At 43.4% G+C, this 17,909-nt stretch carries 16 protein-coding genes, 4 pseudogenes and 1 other annotated feature; of the genes and pseudogenes, 19 read left to right on the forward strand and 1 reads right to left on the reverse strand.

The genetic code is table 11. The features are described 5' to 3' along the window. The 17 genes and pseudogenes from JCM21738_RS17135 to JCM21738_RS17205 all read left to right on the forward strand — a co-directional run. A partial coding sequence (locus JCM21738_RS17135) for a PRC-barrel domain-containing protein (protein WP_439646009.1) occupies nucleotides 1–576 on the forward strand: 576 nt, incomplete at its 5' end. Between the two features lie 9 nt (nucleotides 577–585). Then, complete coding sequence (locus JCM21738_RS17140) at nucleotides 586–777, forward strand: YrzR-like zinc ribbon domain (RefSeq protein ID WP_023627194.1); 192 nt, start codon at nucleotides 586–588, stop codon at nucleotides 775–777. 23 nt (nucleotides 778–800) lie between these two features. Beyond that, nucleotides 801–935 carry a YrzQ family protein gene (locus JCM21738_RS23505; protein WP_023627195.1) on the forward strand — a complete coding sequence of 45 codons (135 nt, stop codon included), beginning with the start codon at nucleotides 801–803 and terminating at the stop codon, nucleotides 933–935. A gap of 290 nt (nucleotides 936–1,225) precedes the next feature. Further along, complete coding sequence (locus tag JCM21738_RS17145) at nucleotides 1,226–2,305, forward strand: AI-2E family transporter (RefSeq protein WP_031308358.1); 1,080 nt, start codon at nucleotides 1,226–1,228, stop codon at nucleotides 2,303–2,305. A gap of 65 nt (nucleotides 2,306–2,370) precedes the next feature. Continuing rightward, nucleotides 2,371–2,582: a binding site (T-box leader), on the forward strand. 74 nt (nucleotides 2,583–2,656) lie between these two features. Beyond that, on the forward strand, nucleotides 2,657–3,253 hold the full coding sequence (locus JCM21738_RS26835; protein WP_256360210.1) for an alanine--tRNA ligase-related protein: 597 nt from the start codon (nucleotides 2,657–2,659) through the stop codon (nucleotides 3,251–3,253). A gap of 14 nt (nucleotides 3,254–3,267) precedes the next feature. Then, a pseudogene (alaS, locus tag JCM21738_RS17150) lies at nucleotides 3,268–5,288 on the forward strand (alanine--tRNA ligase). Between the two features lie 80 nt (nucleotides 5,289–5,368). Further along, entirely contained in the window at nucleotides 5,369–5,638 is a 270-nt protein-coding gene (locus JCM21738_RS17155; RefSeq protein WP_035209733.1) for an IreB family regulatory phosphoprotein, read from the forward strand. After that, on the forward strand, nucleotides 5,639–6,055 hold the full coding sequence (ruvX, locus tag JCM21738_RS17160) for a Holliday junction resolvase RuvX (RefSeq protein WP_035209736.1): 417 nt from the start codon (nucleotides 5,639–5,641) through the stop codon (nucleotides 6,053–6,055). A 15-nt stretch (nucleotides 6,056–6,070) separates the two neighbouring features. Then, nucleotides 6,071–6,358 (forward strand): DUF1292 domain-containing protein, encoded by a 288-nt coding sequence (locus tag JCM21738_RS17165; RefSeq protein ID WP_023627201.1) that lies wholly within the window; start codon nucleotides 6,071–6,073, stop codon nucleotides 6,356–6,358. 461 nt (nucleotides 6,359–6,819) lie between these two features. Further along, nucleotides 6,820–7,961 (forward strand): annotated as a pseudogene (mltG, locus tag JCM21738_RS17170) (endolytic transglycosylase MltG). 414 nt (nucleotides 7,962–8,375) lie between these two features. After that, nucleotides 8,376–8,909 carry an O-methyltransferase gene (locus tag JCM21738_RS17175; RefSeq protein ID WP_023627203.1) on the forward strand — a complete coding sequence of 178 codons (534 nt, stop codon included), beginning with the start codon at nucleotides 8,376–8,378 and terminating at the stop codon, nucleotides 8,907–8,909. A gap of 5 nt (nucleotides 8,910–8,914) precedes the next feature. Further along, nucleotides 8,915–9,842: pseudogene (locus JCM21738_RS17180) on the forward strand (peptidase U32 family protein). Nucleotides 9,843–9,869: 27 nt separating this feature from the next. Then, complete coding sequence (locus tag JCM21738_RS17185; protein WP_023627205.1) at nucleotides 9,870–11,138, forward strand: peptidase U32 family protein; 1,269 nt, start codon at nucleotides 9,870–9,872, stop codon at nucleotides 11,136–11,138. Nucleotides 11,139–11,142: 4 nt separating this feature from the next. After that, entirely contained in the window at nucleotides 11,143–11,778 is a 636-nt protein-coding gene (udk, locus tag JCM21738_RS17190; protein ID WP_023627206.1) for a uridine kinase, read from the forward strand. A 206-nt stretch (nucleotides 11,779–11,984) separates the two neighbouring features. Next, nucleotides 11,985–12,461 (forward strand): transcription elongation factor GreA, encoded by a 477-nt coding sequence (greA, locus tag JCM21738_RS17195; RefSeq protein ID WP_023627207.1) that lies wholly within the window; start codon nucleotides 11,985–11,987, stop codon nucleotides 12,459–12,461. Nucleotides 12,462–12,515: 54 nt separating this feature from the next. Continuing rightward, nucleotides 12,516–14,287: pseudogene (locus JCM21738_RS17200) on the forward strand (peptidoglycan D,D-transpeptidase FtsI family protein). Between the two features lie 85 nt (nucleotides 14,288–14,372). Continuing rightward, nucleotides 14,373–15,062 (forward strand): YrrS family protein, encoded by a 690-nt coding sequence (locus JCM21738_RS17205; protein WP_023627209.1) that lies wholly within the window; start codon nucleotides 14,373–14,375, stop codon nucleotides 15,060–15,062. Between the two features lie 36 nt (nucleotides 15,063–15,098). Here the strand turns inward: JCM21738_RS17205 and JCM21738_RS17210 are convergent, their stop codons facing one another. Continuing rightward, nucleotides 15,099–15,305, reverse strand: a complete 207-nt coding sequence (locus JCM21738_RS17210; RefSeq protein WP_023627210.1) for a YrzA family protein — start codon at nucleotides 15,303–15,305, stop codon at nucleotides 15,099–15,101. A 189-nt stretch (nucleotides 15,306–15,494) separates the two neighbouring features. On the opposite strand from JCM21738_RS17210, the gene JCM21738_RS17215 reads away from it, so the two are divergent. Both JCM21738_RS17215 and JCM21738_RS17220 read left to right on the forward strand, forming a co-directional pair. Continuing rightward, nucleotides 15,495–16,790, forward strand: coding sequence for an amidohydrolase family protein (locus JCM21738_RS17215; protein WP_023627211.1), 1,296 nt, complete (start codon nucleotides 15,495–15,497; stop codon nucleotides 16,788–16,790). Between the two features lie 85 nt (nucleotides 16,791–16,875). Continuing rightward, complete coding sequence (locus tag JCM21738_RS17220) at nucleotides 16,876–17,583, forward strand: 5'-methylthioadenosine/adenosylhomocysteine nucleosidase (RefSeq protein WP_023627212.1); 708 nt, start codon at nucleotides 16,876–16,878, stop codon at nucleotides 17,581–17,583. Nucleotides 17,584–17,909: the final 326 nt, after the last annotated feature.

Below are 17,909 nucleotides of genomic sequence, written 5' to 3' on the forward strand. Positions count from 1 at the left end.
CTTGCGCTTTTTGTTCATTTTCCATGGAAATCCTTACACCACATGATTTTAAGCGAAGCGGTGGAAACTAAGATTGTTCGGGAAAGGCGGGACACACTTTTGCGGACATTTTCACTTTTAAAGGGACTGCCTGTATATGAATTGGCGAGTGGGCAAAAACTGGGCGAAGTTTGTGATGTAAGCATTTCTGGCCATGGAAGCGTAGTAGGCTTACTTGTAAAAAAGGGTGCGTTCATCAAGAAAACGTTTCAGGTGAAAGTTGAACAGGTTTCATCCTTTGGTGAAGATGGAGTCATGGTGAAGGACAAGTCAGCTTTGGATAAATTGGAGACAGAGCCGGAGTATACATTCGAACATAATCAGAGCCTTGCCGGTAAAAAACTTCTTTCAAAAGAAGGTGAACAGCTCGGCTTGCTGGAGGATGTATATTTCCTGGAAGAATTGGGCACGATTGTAGGGTACGAATTAACGGATGGCTTTTTTTCGGATATAGCGAATGGAAAGCGTGTCATAAAGACCACTGGTCCACCTGCAATCGGAGAGGATGCCATCGTCGTCACTGTAAAATCGAGATGAGGTGTCCCTATGTTAAGTTGTCCCAATTGCAGGAGCAAGGATATCGGTAAAATTGGCATCAACCAATATTACTGCTGGAATTGCTTCATCGAACTGTCTCTGAACAAAGGTTTGATCCATACCCATCAAGTCGAAGAAGATGGAACATTAAGCTCACTTGATGATTTATTTGAAGAAGATCAACGTCAATACGGCATATAAAATAAATCGAAGAGGTGTAGCACATGAATAAAATGTTAACCTCCGTAATCGCTCTTGGCGCTGGTATGGCAGCTTACAGTTATGCTTCCAACAACAATATGATGTCTGGAAGGAAAATGAAGAAGCTTGGCAGGAAAATGACGAAAGCTTTATTCTAATTTGGATAATCAGATTATTCCCTTGCGTATTCGCAAGGGATTTTTAATGTAAAATTGGAAAAAAACGCTGAAAATTTCCAATTTGCTATAAAAAATTCGTTTTCCGCTATAATAAAGAATTTTTCGCTATAAAAAATTGATTTTCGCTATAAAAATAAACTTTTCGCTATAAAAATAAACTTTTCGCTATAAAAATCGTAGAGGACAGCTTAAACAATATCCAGACAAGGATAAAAATGCATAATCCACTACCTTTCTTTCAAGAATAAACAGGAAGGAGAGTGAAGATGATGAATATCCAGATGAAATGGTATTACCGGCTTGGGTTTCTTCTCCTTTTATTCATTGTTCTATTCGTTTTCATAAAATTACAGTCCATATGGGTTCCATTTTTAGAAGTATTGGTTTCACTGCTTGTGCCTTTTTCCGTGGCTGCGTTCATTACATATTTGCTGCATCCTATAGTTGAGGCTCTTCACCAAAGAGGGCTTCATCGTGGAGTTTCTATCTTGATAATCTATATTTTGTTCTTTGGCGGAGCAGGCTTTGCTTTTTACAAAGGGATTCCGGCGCTGATTCACCAGCTGGGTGACCTTGCCGAAAATGCCCCATATTTCGCGGAGCAGTATAAACAAATGGTCAATAATATTGTTGACCAGACTTCAAGATGGCCGGCAGGTATACACGAAAGAATCGAAGATGGAATTACTCGAATGGAGCAATGGCTTGATGGTGTGCTCGCAGGTACGATGACGTTCCTGATGGATATCATTAATTCCATCCTTACGATTGCAGTGATTCCGTTTATTGCTTTTTACATGCTGAAGGATTTCGATGTCTTGAAAAAAACAGCGTGGTATCTCACCCCACGGCAGTGGAGACAGCCAGGGACTAAGTTCCTGCATGAAGTCGATAAATCACTGGGCAGCTATATACGCGGCCAGCTGCTCATATGTCTCATAATTGGTGTTTTATCCTCATTGTTTTTTTGGCTGGCAGGCATAAAGTATTCGCTGCTGCTTGGAGCGAGTGTCGGGATAACGAATGTGATTCCTTATTTCGGCCCGATCATTGGAGCTATTCCGGCCGTGATCATTGCGGCGACTATGTCTGTAAAAATGGTGATTCTCTCACTTGTGATTGTTTTTTCCCTGCAATTCCTCGAGGGAAATATCCTTTCTCCGCTGATTGTCGGGAAAAGCCTGCACATGCATCCCCTGATGATCATGTTTGCACTGCTGGCAGGGGAAGAGGTTGGCGGCATCCTTGGATTGATTCTTGCTGTTCCTGTCCTCGTGGTATTAAGGGCGGCATTGATTCATGCAAAAGACCATATCATACTTGAAAGAAAGAAAGAGCGTCCATCATAAATTTTTGCCAAGTCGTTTGACAAAGTGCAAGGAGCTATATATAATTCGGCTATAGATTAATAATTCGAAAAATGTAGAAGGAACGAGTATGTTATAGACCATCGTCCAGAGAGGGATTCCCAGGCTGCAAGAATTCCCGATGAAGGATAACAGAAGGCTATTCCGGAGTGCAGGCAAAACCTGCCGTAGCAGCTGCGTTAAAGCGTTTTTGAGAGATGGGCGCACGTATTTGTGTCCATAATCAGGGTGGTACCGCGAGCAAGCTCTCGTCCCTGTCCAGGATGAGGGCTTTTTTTGTTGCCTAAAATCCCTGAAAGCTTAAATTTCACTTGGGTTTAGGAGGTTAGTTTTATGAAAAAACTGACAGGTGCTGAAATCAGAAGAATGTATCTTGATTATTTTAAGGAAAAAGGCCACGCAATCGAGCCGAGTGCGTCGCTTGTACCGCATGATGATCCTTCCCTGCTTTGGATCAACAGCGGTGTTGCAACACTGAAAAAGTATTTTGACGGCCGTGTCGTACCGGAAAATCCACGGATCACAAACGCGCAGAAATCAATCCGTACGAACGATATCGAAAATGTCGGCAAGACAGCGCGCCACCACACGTTCTTTGAGATGCTCGGGAACTTCTCGATTGGCGACTATTTCAAGGTGGAAGCAATCGAATTCGCTTGGGAATTCCTTACGGATGAAAAATGGATCGGCTTTGATCCAGAAAAACTATCCGTGACCATTCACCCTGAAGACGATGAAGCTTTCAATATCTGGAGAGAAAAAGTCGGTGTTCCTGAAGAGCGAATCATCCGCCTTGAAGGGAACTTCTGGGATATCGGTGAAGGTCCGAGTGGTCCAAACACGGAAATCTTCTATGACAGAGGACCTGAATACGGCAATGACCCAGAAGATCGGGAATTATACCTGGGGGAGAAAATGACCGTTATTTAGAAGTCTGGAACCTTGTGTTCTCCGAGTTCAATCACAACCCGGATGGAACTTACACTCCACTGCCGAAGAAAAATATTGATACAGGCATGGGACTAGAGCGCATGGCTTCAGTAGTCCAGGACGTTCCTACAAACTTTGAAACAGATCTGTTCATGCCAATCGTGAATGCGACTGAAGAAATTTCCGGTGAAAAATACGGACAGTCCCAGGAGAAGGATGAAGCGTTCAAAGTAATTGCTGACCATACCCGTACTGTTGCATTTGCTGTCGGTGACGGTGCCCTTCCATCAAACGAAGGTCGCGGCTATGTTCTTAGGAGATTGCTGCGACGCGCTGTCCGTTATGCGAAGAAGCTGAACATCAACCGTCCATTCATGTATGAACTGGTACCGGTTGTCGGTGAAATCATGCATGACTTCTATCCAGAGGTAAAAGAAAAGACAGACTTTATCCAGAAGGTCATCAAGAACGAAGAAGACCGCTTCCATGAAACACTTCATGAAGGACTTGCGATTCTTTCTGAGTTGATCAAGAAGGAGAAGGAAAAAGGCAGCGGCATGCTGCAGGGCGAGGATGTATTCCGCTTTATGACACATATGGATTCCCGGTGGAATTAACAGAAGAGTATGCGGAAGAAGAAGGCTTGAAAGTCGACCATGAAGGCTTTGAAAAAGAAATGGAGCTGCAGCGTGAAAGAGCTCGTGCTGCACGACTTGATGTAGGTTCCATGCAGGTGCAAGGCGGTATCTTAGGCGATATCAAAGAAAACAGCGAATTCGTTGGATATGATAATTTTGATACAAACAGCAAGATTGTTGCATTAGTCAAGGAAGGCGAGCTTGTTGAAGAAGCGAAAGCTGGAGATGAAGTTCATTTCATCCTTGATATTACACCATTCTATGCAGAAAGCGGAGGCCAGATCGCTGATAAGGGAACAATCGAAGCGAATGGCGTGAAGCTATCAGTCAAGGACGTAAAGAAAGCTCCTAACGGACAAAACCTTCACCATGCCGTGGTAGAAGAGGGGACAGTTACGAAAGGTCTTGAAGTGACAGCTAGAGTTGACCAGGATAACCGTGCGAGAATTATCAAGAACCATACTGCAACACACTTGCTCCACCAGGCATTGAAGGATGTGCTGGGTGGTCACGTAAACCAGGCAGGATCACTAGTCGAGCCTGATAGATTGCGTTTCGATTTCTCTCATTTTGGTCAGGTGACTGCTGAAGAGCTTGAACAAGTAGAAGCAATCGTCAATGAAAAAATCTGGAGGAGCATCCAGGTTGAGACTAGCTTCAAGCAGATTGCTGAAGCAAAAGCAATGGGTGCGATGGCGCTGTTTGGTGAAAAATACGGCGATATTGTCCGTGTTGTAAAAGTTGGTGACTACAGCCTTGAGCTTTGCGGCGGCTGCCATGTTCCTAACACTTCTGTCATCGGATTATTCAAAATTGTATCCGAAGGCGGCATCGGTGCAGGAACAAGAAGGATTGAAGCTGTAACTGGCGAAGCAGCTTACAAGGTACTAAATGATCAAATCAGCATACTGAAAGGTGCTGCAGCAAAATTGAAGACTTCTCCTAAGGAAGTAGCGAACAGAATTGATTCCATGCTTGTTGAAATGAAACAGCTTCAGCGAGAAAATGAATCTCTATCAGCAAAATTGGGTAATATTGAAGCAGGAAGCCTTACTTCCAAGGTCAAAGAAGTGAATGGTGTCCAGTTGCTTGCAGCCCGCGTTCAGGTTGCGGATATGAACAGCCTGCGTAATATGGCTGATGACTTGAAGCAAAAGCTAGGTTCTGCTGTCATCCTCCTCGGCATGACCGACGGCAGCAAAGTGAATCTGATTGCTGCAGTGACAGATGATCTGATCAAGCAAGGGTACCAGGCTGGAAAGCTGATCAAGGAAGCAGCCGCGATTTGCGGCGGAGGCGGCGGAGGTCGTCCGGATATGGCCCAGGCTGGCGGGAAGGACCCATCAAAACTCGACAATGCGCTTCAATTTGCCGAAGAATGGGTAAAATCAATTTGATATAAAAGTAAAGTAGTGTAGAATGAAGTTAACTTGAAGAAAATTTTACCGGCTATTTTTTTGAGAGAGAGGTGCATTCGATGAGCTCGTTTGACAAGACGATGAGATTTAATTTTCCCGAAGAGCCTTTTGAGCATGACGCCAATGAAGTCCTGCTGCAGGTGTATGAAGCATTGCAGGAAAAGGGTTATAACCCGATTAACCAGATTGTCGGTTATTTGCTCTCTGGCGCCCCGGCCTATATTCCCCGTCATCGGGATGCCCGCAATATCATCCGCAAGCTGGAACGGGATGAAATTATCGAGGAACTGGTCAAATCCTATTTAAGGAACCACCGAGAGGGGAAATAAATGCGTACGATGGGACTGGATGTCGGCTCAAAAACAGTCGGCATTGCGCTGAGCGATGAGCTTGGATGGACCGCTCAAGGACTTGAAACATTGAAAATCAACGAAGAAGAAAATGTGTTTGGTTTCGATGAATTAGGTAAAATAATAAAAGAGTACGAAGTCGGCAAAGTTGTCGTCGGGCTGCCTAAAAATATGAACGGCACAATTGGGCCACGCGGAGAAGCGAGCCAATTCTATGCCCGTGAATTGGAGGAAAGGTTCGGCGTCCCTGTCATCCTCTGGGACGAGCGTCTGACGACAGTGGCTGCAGAGCGGGTTTTGCTCGAGGCAGACATGAGCCGCAAGAAAAGGAAAAAGGTCATTGATAAAATGGCTGCAGTGATGATTCTACAAGGCTATCTAAACAGCCAAAATTAAATTGAGGTGACTACAATGGACCACGGCGAAAACAACATTACAGTAGTAGATGAAAACGGCAACGAACAACTATGTGAAGTACTTTTCACATTTGATTCCGAAGAATTCGGCAAGTCATATGTGCTTTATTATCCAGTAGGTGCAGAGGATAACGATGACGAAGAAATCGAAATTCACGCATCAGCATTCACTCCTACAGAAGACAACGAAGATGGCGAACTAATGCCAATCGAAACAGACGAAGAATGGGACATGATCGAAGAAATGCTGGAAACATTCCTTGCAGAGCAAGACGAAGAATAGAACAATCCATTTGGACCAGGCGTAGGATGCCTGGTCCTTTATTTTTTCAACAAAGGGTATATTCCTTGAAAAGTGTCCGATAGGAGGGCTCTATCGGCCACACGTGGAGCGGAATCTCAGGAAAGTGTCCGATAGGAAGGGCCTATCGGACAAACAGGGAGGAGAATCTCAGGAAAGTGTCCGATAGGAAGGCTCTATCGGACAAACAGGGAGGAGAATCTTAGAAAAGTGTCCGATAGATAAATTCAATGGGCCTTCCTGACAGCAATCTCCCCCGCAAAAGGCACCAACTTGTGTTATCACACGTTTTAATCTTGCTGTCGAAATTTTGGTTTGTTTGTCGTTCAGGGTATTTTTTCGTAATTATTTGCAAATAGAAATTAAAAATATAGTATAATGATTCGAGATGTGAAAATAGAGAGTATCCAGGAAATCAGCATTGTTAACTGGAGGGGGAAGTTATGTCTGACGAAAAAAATAGTAAAAAAGATAAAAAGAAGCTGATTGCTGAGAGATTGGTCGAACAGCAAAAGGAAGCAAGAATTGTCAGAAAGATTGTATTCATCACGGCAATCGCTGGTATCCTGCTCATCGGTGCAGTTGGCGGAGGCGGATATTATTATATAAAAGAAGCCCTTAAGCCGGTAGATGCATCCAGCGAGAAGACAATCGATGTCAATATCCCGATCGGCTCCTCTACTACAGGAATCGGAAAGATATTGGAGGAGAACGGTGTCATCCGGGATGCGAGGGTCTTCAAATATTATGTGAAATTTAAAAATGAAGCAGGTTTTATGGCCGGGGATTACAAAATGAATCCGTCCATGACACTTCCGGAGATAATTACGAGCTTGAAGACTGGTAAAGTCATGCAGGAAGTGGTTATGAAAATTACCATTCCCGAAGGAAAGCAGCTGAAGCAAATCGCTGGAATTATCGCGGAAAAAACACAGCAAAACGAAGAAGAGATTTTTAAACAGCTGAACGATAAAGAGTTCATCACGAAAATGATGGGAAGATATCCAGACGTTCTGACGGAAGACATTTTAAAAGAAAATGTGAAGTATCCTCTAGAAGGCTATCTATTCCCGGCAACTTATCCTTTTTATTCTGAAAAGCCCACGGTCGAGGAAATCGTTACTATCATGCTGACTAAGACGAAGGAAGTCCTCGGTGAATTCAGAGGCAGATGGAAGAAAGAGAAATGACGACGCATGAATTGATGACGATGGCATCGCTCATTGAAGAAGAAGCGACTGAAAAAGTTGACCGCGATAAAATCGCGAGCGTTTTCTATAATCGCCTGGCAGAAGGTATGATGCTGCAAACAGACCCGACTGTACTTTATGCCCACGGAGAACATAAAGATCGGGTTTTCTACAAGGATCTTGAAATTGATGATCCATATAATACCTATAAAATCCAGGGGCTGCCGCCGGGACCAATCGCCAATCCAGGGGTAATGTCGATTGAAGCTGTCCTGGCTCCTGCCGACACGGATGATATGTATTTCCTTGCAACATCTACTGGAGATGTTCTATTTTCTAAAACGCTTGCGGAGCATAATCGAAAAGTGAACGAACACATAACCAATAAAAAATAACAGTAAATAAAAGGGAAATGCAGAAAGATTAGCATTTCCCTTCTTATTGTGATAAAATAATTCAAGTGTTTTTTTCTATAGTTAATAGTAATGTTACTGTCTAGCGTAAGCTCCGTGTGGGAGCCACGATTTATTTGATAGCGTGCATTGCAGAAGTAGGAGTTGTAGCTTTTTTAGCTTATGGACCTGTATGGCATATGCCTGGCGGTGTTCTCTCTAAACCTGTGAGCGCTATTTTTTCATGCTTTGACAGCCATTCAATATATCTACTCTGGCTGATATTTGGCCTTTAAATAGAGGTGATGCAGCTTGCTTAGTCAAGATTTGCAAAGTTATATAGATTCTCTTATACAACCCAGGAATGGCCTCTTTGCAGAGATGGAGGAATATGCCCGCCTAAATGGAGTTCCAATCATGGAACCGGCAGGAATTGAAACCATGCTCCAGCTTTTGCGAATCCAACGTCCAGAAGCGATTCTGGAAGTAGGGACGGCGATTGGCTATTCTGCACTAAGGATGGCATTGGCTTTGCCGGAAACAAAGATAATTACTTTGGAGCGCGATGAGGAAAGGTTCAATCTTGCTGTTGACTATATAAAGAGGGCTGGCATGCAGGGCCGGATTATACAAATCAGTGGAGATGCGCTTGAACTTGAAGAGGAAGCTGCAGGCCATGGTCCGTTTGACACAATTTTCATTGACGCGGCCAAAGGGCAGTATAAGCGCTTTTTTGAATTGTACTCCAGGTATTTAAAACCAGGAGGGATGATCATTACTGATAACATCCTTTTTAGGGGACTTGTATATAATCAGGAAGCAGATAGCAGAAGACTTCGCAGCCTGGTTAAAAAAATAGACGAATTCAACCGCTGGCTTGCTGCCAATCAGGAGTATGATACTGTTATACTGCCGATAGGCGACGGGATAGCGGTTAGTAAGAAGAGGTGAACGGATTGAATAAACCTGAATTATTGGTAACTCCAAAGAGTGTTGAGGATATTATTCCACTGGCGGAGGCGGGAGCAGATGCTTTCTTGATTGGTGAACAGAAATTCGGCTTGCGGCTCGCTGGTGAGTTTTACCGTGAAGACGTAAAGCAGGCAATCGAACTGGCACATTCAAAAGGCAAGAAAGTATATGTCGCTATGAATGCGCTGTTCCACAATGAAAAAGTGGACTTGCTTGGTGATTACCTGACTTTCCTTAAGGATGTCCATGTCGACGGAGTCACTTTCGGTGACCCGGCAGTACTGATGGCCGCAAAGGAATATGCACCGGGAGTGAAGCTTCATTGGAGCACGGAAACAACGGGAACAAACTGGTATACCTGCAACTATTGGGGCAGGAAGGGTTCAAAGCGTGCGGTCCTTGCAAGGGAAATCAATATGGACGCTATTGTTGAGATCAAGGAAAATGCCGAGGTTGAAATCGAAGTACAGGTACACGATGATGAACATGTTCCAATCCAAACGCCCATTGCTCGGACATTACTTTGAATACCAAGGCAAAGCGCTTGAAGTTGAGAACCGCAAAAAAGAACGCAATATGTTCCTTCATGATAAAGAGCGAGAAAATAAATACCCTATTTTCGAGGATGAAAATGGCACTCATATCATGAGTCCTAACGATATTTGCATTATTGATGAACTAACGGAGCTTGTGGAAGCAGGTGTCGATTCTTTTAAAATTGACGGCATCCTGAAGAGCTCTGAATATATTTTGGAAGTTACAAAGCTTTATCGCAAAGCCATTGATTTGGCTGTTGAAGACCCAGATCAATATGACGAAGAAAAAGACGGCTTGCTTGAAGCAGCGGAAGAACTGCAGCCGTCAAACCGCCCACTGGATACAGGTTTCTTTTTCAAAGAGACGGTTTATTAACAGTAAGAACTATGAGGAGGTTGCGTAATGACAGCACTAGCAGATAAAATCTCGCAAATTGTTGACGGGAAGCGTGTTATCGTGAAGAAACCAGAACTGCTTGCGCCAGCCGGTAATCTTGAAAAACTTAAGATAGCGGTACATTATGGTGCAGATGCCGTCTTTATTGGCGGTCAAGAGTATGGATTGCGCTCAAACGCCGATAATTTTACTTTTGAGGAAATGAAGGAAGGCGTCGAGTTCGCCAAAAAATACGGAGCAAAAATTTATGTTACAACGAACATCTTTGCCCACAATGAAAACATCGATGGGCTCGAAGACTATTTGTTAGGATTGAAAGGAGCTGGCGTGCACGGCATCATCGTCGCTGATCCTCTGATCATCGAAACTTGCCGCAGGGTCGCTCCAGAAATTGAAGTACACTTAAGCACACAGCAATCTCTTTCAAACTGGAAGGCTGTCCAGTTCTGGAAGGAAGAAGGTCTTGAGCGTGTTGTTCTTGCGCGTGAAACAAGTGCTGATGAAATTAAGGAAATTAAGGAAAAAGTAGATATCGAAATTGAAACCTTCATCCATGGAGCAATGTGTATTGCATACTCAGGCCGCTGTACCTTGAGCAATCACATGACAGCACGTGATTCTAACCGCGGCGGCTGCTGCCAGTCTTGCCGCTGGGACTATGACTTGTACACACTTGAAGGAAATGAAGAAAACGCCTTGTTTGCTGAAGGTGATTCTCCATTTGCGATGAGCCCAAAGGATCTTAAGCTGATCGAATCGATTCCACGCATGATCGAGCTCGGAATAGACAGCTTGAAAATTGAAGGCCGCATGAAGTCGATCCACTATATAGCGACGGTAGTCAGTGTATACCGCAAAGTGATTGATGCTTATTGCGCAGACCCTGAGAACTTTGTCATCAAGCAGGAATGGCTTGAAGAACTGGACAAATGTGCGAATCGTGAGACAGCAACTGCCTTCTTTGAGGGAGTTCCTGGGTATAAAGAGCAAATGTTTGGAAACCATAGCAAAAAGACAACTTTCGATTTTGCCGGACTTGTGCTTGATTACGATGCTGAGACGCAAATGGTAACACTTCAGCAAAGAAACTACTTCAAGCCAGGCGATGAGGTTGAATTCTTCGGACCAGAAATCGAGAACTTCACTCATGTCGTTGAGAAGATTTGGGATGAAGATGGCAATGAGCTGGGTGTAGCCCGCCACCCGCTGCAAATCGTCAAGTTCAAGATGGACAAGCCTGTCTACCCAAATAACATGATGCGGAAGGAGAAGTAAATTAATGGACCGCAAACCTGTTGTAATTGGTGTAGCCGGCGGCTCCGGCTCAGGAAAGACTAGTGTAACGAAAGCGATTTACGATTGCTTTAAAAGCCAATCAATCTTGATGCTCGAACAAGACTACTATTATAAAGACCAAAGCCATCTGCCATTGGAAGAGCGTTTAAAGACAAATTATGATCATCCACTTGCATTTGACAATGACCTTTTGCTAGAACATATCCAAAAGCTGCTCAGCCACGAGGCGATTGATAAGCCAGTATATGATTATGCTGTCCATACAAGGTCGAGCGAAATTATCCATGTTGAACCAAAGGACGTCATAATCCTTGAGGGAATCTTGATCCTTGAAGATGAGAGGCTGCGCAACTTGATGGATATCAAACTCTATGTTGATACAGATGCAGATTTGCGGATCGTCCGCAGGCTGCTTCGCGACATCAAGGAGCGCGGCCGTTCAATGGATTCAGTCATCGAACAGTATGTGAAAGTTGTCAGGCCGATGCATAACCAGTTCATCGAACCGACCAAGCGTTATGCGGATGTCATCATTCCTGAGGGTGGCCAAAACCATGTGGCGGTTGACCTGATGGTAACAAAAATTCAAACAATTCTTGAACAAAAATCATTTTTGTGACACAATAGCATAGATAATGTGGACATGGAAGTACTTGAATAAAGTGCTTTCTTTTATCTAAACAGAAATATATGGCCTTAAATGGCTCTTTTTAAATCGCGCGCCCTGGTTAAGGTCGCGTTCCTGTATATTTTTCAGGATACATAATATAATATTACACAATCTATTTTTTGGGGAATTGTGAAGACTAGAAGGAGTGAAGTATTTTGGCTACAGAAAAAGTTTTTCCTATGACACAGGCAGGAAAAGAAAAGCTGGAACAAGAATTGGAACAATTGAAGACGGTAAAACGTAAAGAAGTTGTTGAGAGAATCAAGATCGCGCGCAGCTTTGGCGACCTTTCAGAGAACTCTGAGTATGATTCAGCAAAAGAAGAGCAAGCATTTGTTGAAGGCCGTATCACGACTCTTGAAAATATGATCCGCAATGCGAAGATTATCCAGGAAGACGAATTGAGCACAGATGCAGTCAGCCTTGGCCGCACAGTGACTTTTGTCGAGCTTCCTGATGGCGATGAAGAATCCTATTCAATCGTAGGAAGCGCTGAAGCTGATCCGTTTGAAGGCAAAATTTCAAACGACTCTCCGATTGCCAAGAGCTTGATGGGCAAGAAAGTTGGAGATGAAGTCACTGTCCAGACTCCTGGCGGTGAAATGAACGTTCGCATCACGACAATTAAGTAAGTACCGTATGTTTGAAATATCTGCACCTCGTCAACACTTTTGACGAGGTGTTTTATGCGCAAAAAAAGAATGATAGCCTGGATTTCCATTTGTATAGCTGCCTTTGGTCTGCTGATGTTCCGTCTGGCACAGCTGCAGCTATTTGATACAGAGTCCTTTTCCAAGCATGAAATAAATTTAATAGAAGCAAGCGTTAAGCAAAGATCGCAGGAAATGGTCGTTGACAATGGCAGGGGGAACTTTCTTGACAGGTCAGGAGCCCCCCTGTCCTATGAAACTTCGTCTGTGCTTGTCCTGTTTCCATTTTTAAAGAAAATGGACTGGGAAGCTGACAAGGTCGCAAGAACTATCGGTGTATCTGGATACGCTTTGAAGAACGCAGTGGAAAAGTCCAAGGAACCATTTGCTTTTGGTGACCCGAATCCAATGATTTTGACGAAGAATCAAATGGACATTATTAACGAGATGGAAATCCCCGGGGTATTTGCTGTCGAGCGAAAGTATCCATTGGCGAAAATGCCGCTGCTCAGCTTCTGGGTATTATAGGTGAGAATGAATCGCTTCTGAAATCAAGGTATGGGGAGAAAGAATTACTGCCAAGGACCTTGATCGGTATCTCAGGGCTGGAAAAAAGCTTTGACGAATTCCTAATTGCTGAAGGGAAATCAAAGCTGGTTTATCATGTCGACGGGGCAGGGGCACCACTATTCGGGATCAATGTAAAATACATAGACCCTGCTAATCCATTTTATCCAATCAACCTGCAGACATCGATAGACAAAGAATTGCAGATACTCCTTGAGGAAAAAGTTGACGAGCATAACATCAACAGAGGCGGCGTCGTGCTGCTGGATATTGAAACGAACAGCATACTGGCAATGGTTTCAAGGCCAGACATCAACCGTGTAAACCCTTATAATGGAGAGGGAACAGAAAATATGATGGTCAAGCAGAAAATACCTGGTTCTGTTTTTAAAACGGTTGTTGCAGCAGCAGCAATTGATCATGGGCTCGATGATCCAGCCAGGAAGTTCGATTGCAGCAAGACGATCAGCGGGGAACCAGATTTGAAATATGACTATGGGTTGCTCAATTTCACTGATAGCTTTGCAGTGAGCTGCAACAGGACTTTTGGGGAGCTAGCCAGGGAACTGCAAGAAAAGGACCCCAATATGCTCGAAAAATACGCGGAGATGCTTTCCATCACAGGCGGTGCAGGATGGAAGGGTCACATTTTCCATCTAGAAGATTTCAAACAGCTACAAGATGAAGAAGATGGGCGGGTATTTTTATCAGATGAGGCGAGGAAAGATCGAAACTTTGCGGCGCTATCAGGTATTGGCCAGCATGAAGTGAGGGTATCTCCTCTAGCCGTGGCGAACATGATGGCGACAATCGCAAGAGGGGGAGAAAAAGACATGGTCAGGGCCGTTTTCTCCATCCAGTATCAAAATGGTGCCAAAATGACTGAATTCCCCAAACAGAAGCTAGAAGGGGAGGGAATTTCACCATTTACAGCTATGAAGCTACAAAAGCTTTTACGAGAGGTCGTTCTGAATGAAGAAGGTACCGGCAGATGGTTCAGGGACTTGCCATATGCGGTTGCAGGAAAATCGGGAACTGCCGAGACTGGAATATACAAAGAAGACAAGCAGTTGCACAATAAATGGTTCGCTGGATATTTTCCCTATGAAAAACCAAAGTATGCACTTGTGACTGTCAACTTAGGGGTTCTGGAGAATGAAGGCGGGGTGAATCCTCTTTTTGCGGATATAGTGAAAGAGGTGTACGCTTTTAACCATGCTGATGGTCCTGAAAACAACTAAACCATTATTAGATGAATATAAAATCCTTCAAGTTTGACCCAAGTCATGATAGAATGTTGACAACCTTATAAGGGAGGGAAAGATCTTGAAGCACGATTATGACAACCTAAATGAGGGGACACGTTCAAGAATAAGATCCAAGCGCAGAAAAACGAACATTATTTTAAATAGCTTGATTGTTGTCGTTATTTTGTTGATTGGAATTGTTTCTTTTAACATTTTTTTCAGCAATGATGAAGGGGCAGCCGGACAGAACGATGTCGTGGCGGAAAAAGATGCCGCAGCCCCTTCAGGAAACAAAGATGACAGCAAAGATACTGACAAAAAGAATGACATTAAAGATTCTGATGAAAAAGACGATAGTGCAGCAGAAGATACCGAGTCAGAAGAAGCAGATGAGGAATCTGCAGATGATGAGGAATTGGCTGAACCAATCGTGACAGAAGGCGGCAGTGATGCCAATGTCAAACAGACGATTGAAAATCCCGAATGGAAGCCGGTTGGCACAACCCAATCTGGAGAACATAATACCGTTTTCGACCAAAATGCGGTTGATTGGCAGGAAATGATTCTTGCATATTCATATGCCACAGGAATTGATAAGAATAATATGACGGTATGGTTTAATGGAAATGGCGGTGCGCCTAATACCGCGGTAGGAACCATCTCTGAGAAGGGCAGTGACCAGACATTCAGAGTTTGGATACAGTGGGTGGACGGCCAGGGCTGGAAGCCAGTTAAAGTAGAAGAATTGATTGAAAATGATAAGAGATAATGTGATTTTTTAGAGGGGCTCATGAAGATGGCCCCTTTATTTTATTACCTTAAAGTGTACAACAGCTGAATAGAACAGCCTTCCTTTGTCATCTAAATGCATTTGATGTGATACATGATGGACAGTCAGCATGATCGCCTTATTGATTTCAATCTGTTTATTGATTTTTTGTTCCAATGTTTTCAAATCGATAGCTTCAAAAAATTCAACCTTATCTTCAATTAAATCGAATTGGAAATTCATTAATTTAGCTCCCTTCATGCAGTTTTGTTAAAATAGATCTCTATTGTGCTTTACAAATAAAAATAGCAAATTCTCTATAAAAATAAAACATTTTTTGATAAATTAAAACGATAGGCATATTTCAACGTTTTACACCGAATTCTAGTTAGTACAAATATGCTCAAGTGTTTTTACATAGGAGAGATTAATATGGCAAGAAAGTTATTATATAACGGCACCATCGTTACGAGTAACACAAATAATGAAGTAATCGAAAATGGCGCTATTGGCATTGAAGATGAAACAATCATTTATGTGGGAGCAACACCTGAAGATTTTGCTTCTTATGATGAAAAAGTAGACTTAAAAGGCAATATTCTTCTCCCAGGCCTCGTCAATACGCATGGACACACACCAATGTCTTTGCTGAGAGGGTATGCGGATGATTTGCATTTGCAAACATGGCTGGAGGAAAAGATTTGGCCGCTTGAAGCAAAATACACACCTGAGCATGCAAAATGGGGAGCCAAGCTTTCTATTCTTGAAATGATCCGTACGGGTACAACGACTTTTGTTGATATGTATGACAATATGGATGAGATCGCAAAGGCGGTTGAGGAAGCAGGAATACGTGGAGTACTGTGCCGCGGTGTGATTGGCTTTGGTTCAGATGAACTTCGCCAGAGCAAGCTTAAGGAAGCGGCGGACTTTGCAAAAAGCTGGAATAATGGCGCAGGCGGCCGTATTACGACTATGCTGTCACCACATTCTCCTTATACTTGCTCACCAGAGTATATCTCACAAATCATTGATAAATCAGTCGAACTGAAAGTACCACTGCATACACATATGTCTGAAACGAAATTTGAAGTAGAGAAGAATATCGAGGAATTTGGTGCATCACCAGTAGTTCACCTGGACAACCTTGGTTTCTTTGACCGTCCATCATTGGTGGCACATGCTGTCCATGTGAGCGACGAGGATATTGAAATCCTTGCAAAAAAAGATGTGAAAGTATCTCATAATGTGATCAGCAACCTCAAATTGGGCAGCGGAATCGCTCCGATTGGCAAAATGCTCGAAAAGGGAGTTACAATCAGCCTTGGTACAGATAGCGTCGCTTCAAACAATAACCTGGATTTATTTGAAGAACTGAAAGCTGCGGCGACAATCCATAAAGGAGTAGCCAGGGACGCAACTGTAATAACTGCACAGCAAGCCTTAAGAATGGCGACCATCCAGGGAGCAGAATCACTTTGGCTCGAGAGACGGATTGGATCGCTTGAAGTTGGCAAAGACGCAGATTTTATTGTCGTGAACACCAATCAGTCATTCTTTTACCCTAAGCATGATCCAGTATCCCATCTTGTTTATTCCGGATCTGGACGGGATGTCAAGGATGTCTATGTCCAGGGAAAACAAATACTAGATAATGGTCAGTTCAAAACGATCGATGAAGAAAAAGTACTTTACGAAGCTAACAGAATGTCAAAACTCCTTTCGTGATTTTTTTATATGGTTTTTACGAAAAAGCCTTGAAGGACAATCCATGGAAATCAAATATTCAATAAGAATATCGGAGGTCAGATTGATGAGCAGAATTGGTATTATAGGCGCAATGGATGAAGAAATTCAGCATATCCTCGACGCAATGAAAGACTATGAAGAAAAAAAGAAAGCAGGCATCACCTTTTATGTCGGCACTTTCAACGAGTATGAGGTTGTGCTTTGTAAGTCAGGGGTAGGGAAGGTTAACGCAAGCGTATGTACCCAAATTTTGATTGATGAATTTGCTGCATCCAATATTGTATTTACGGGTGTCGCGGGTGCGGTTAACCCTGATCTGAAAATAGGTGATATCGTCGTTTCAACTGATTGTGTGCAGCACGATATGGACGTACGAGCATTAGGCTTCAAGCTAGGGGAAATCCCTTATACAGAAGTATCTGTATTTAAAGCGGATGAGCGACTAGTGGGATTGGCGATTAAGGCGAGCAAAGAAATTGTAGATGACAAGAAAATCGTCAGCGGCAGGATTTTATCTGGCGACCAATTCATCGCCGATCGAGAAAAAGTGAAATTCCTTCATGAAGAGCTTAATGGTTATTGTACAGAAATGGAAGGGGCAGCCGTTGGACAGGTATGCAGCATGAACAGCATTCCATTCGTGATCATCAGGTCAATGTCGGACCAGGCAGATGGATCCGCAGACGTGAACTTCCTGGAATTCACGAAACTCGCCTCCAAGAACTCCTTTGAAATCGTCAATGAGATGGTCAAGAACTGGAACTTGAATTAATTTATTTTAAATAGCTTTCATGTTTACGATAGGATTGCGTTTTATAAACCAAAAATTAATTTAGCGTGAAATCACTTCCAGTGGCTTTCGCGCTTTTTTTATGTTCTAAGCAGACGCCGGTTTTGGCAAAAGGGGGGTGGATGTTGTTGCAAATATCCAAAGCAGTGGCAGGTTCGGCCAAAATGGAGGAGGAAGCCGCTTGAAATGTCCGAAGTATTGGCAGGTTCGGCCAAAATGGAGGAGGAAGCCGCTTGAAATGTCCGAAGTAGTGGCAGGTTCGGCCAAAATAGAGGAGGAAGTTGCAGCAAATGGCCGAAGTAGCACCA

This window comes from Mesobacillus boroniphilus JCM 21738 (genome assembly GCF_000517385.1).
GTDB lineage: Bacteria > Bacillota > Bacilli > Bacillales > Cytobacillaceae > Mesobacillus > Mesobacillus boroniphilus.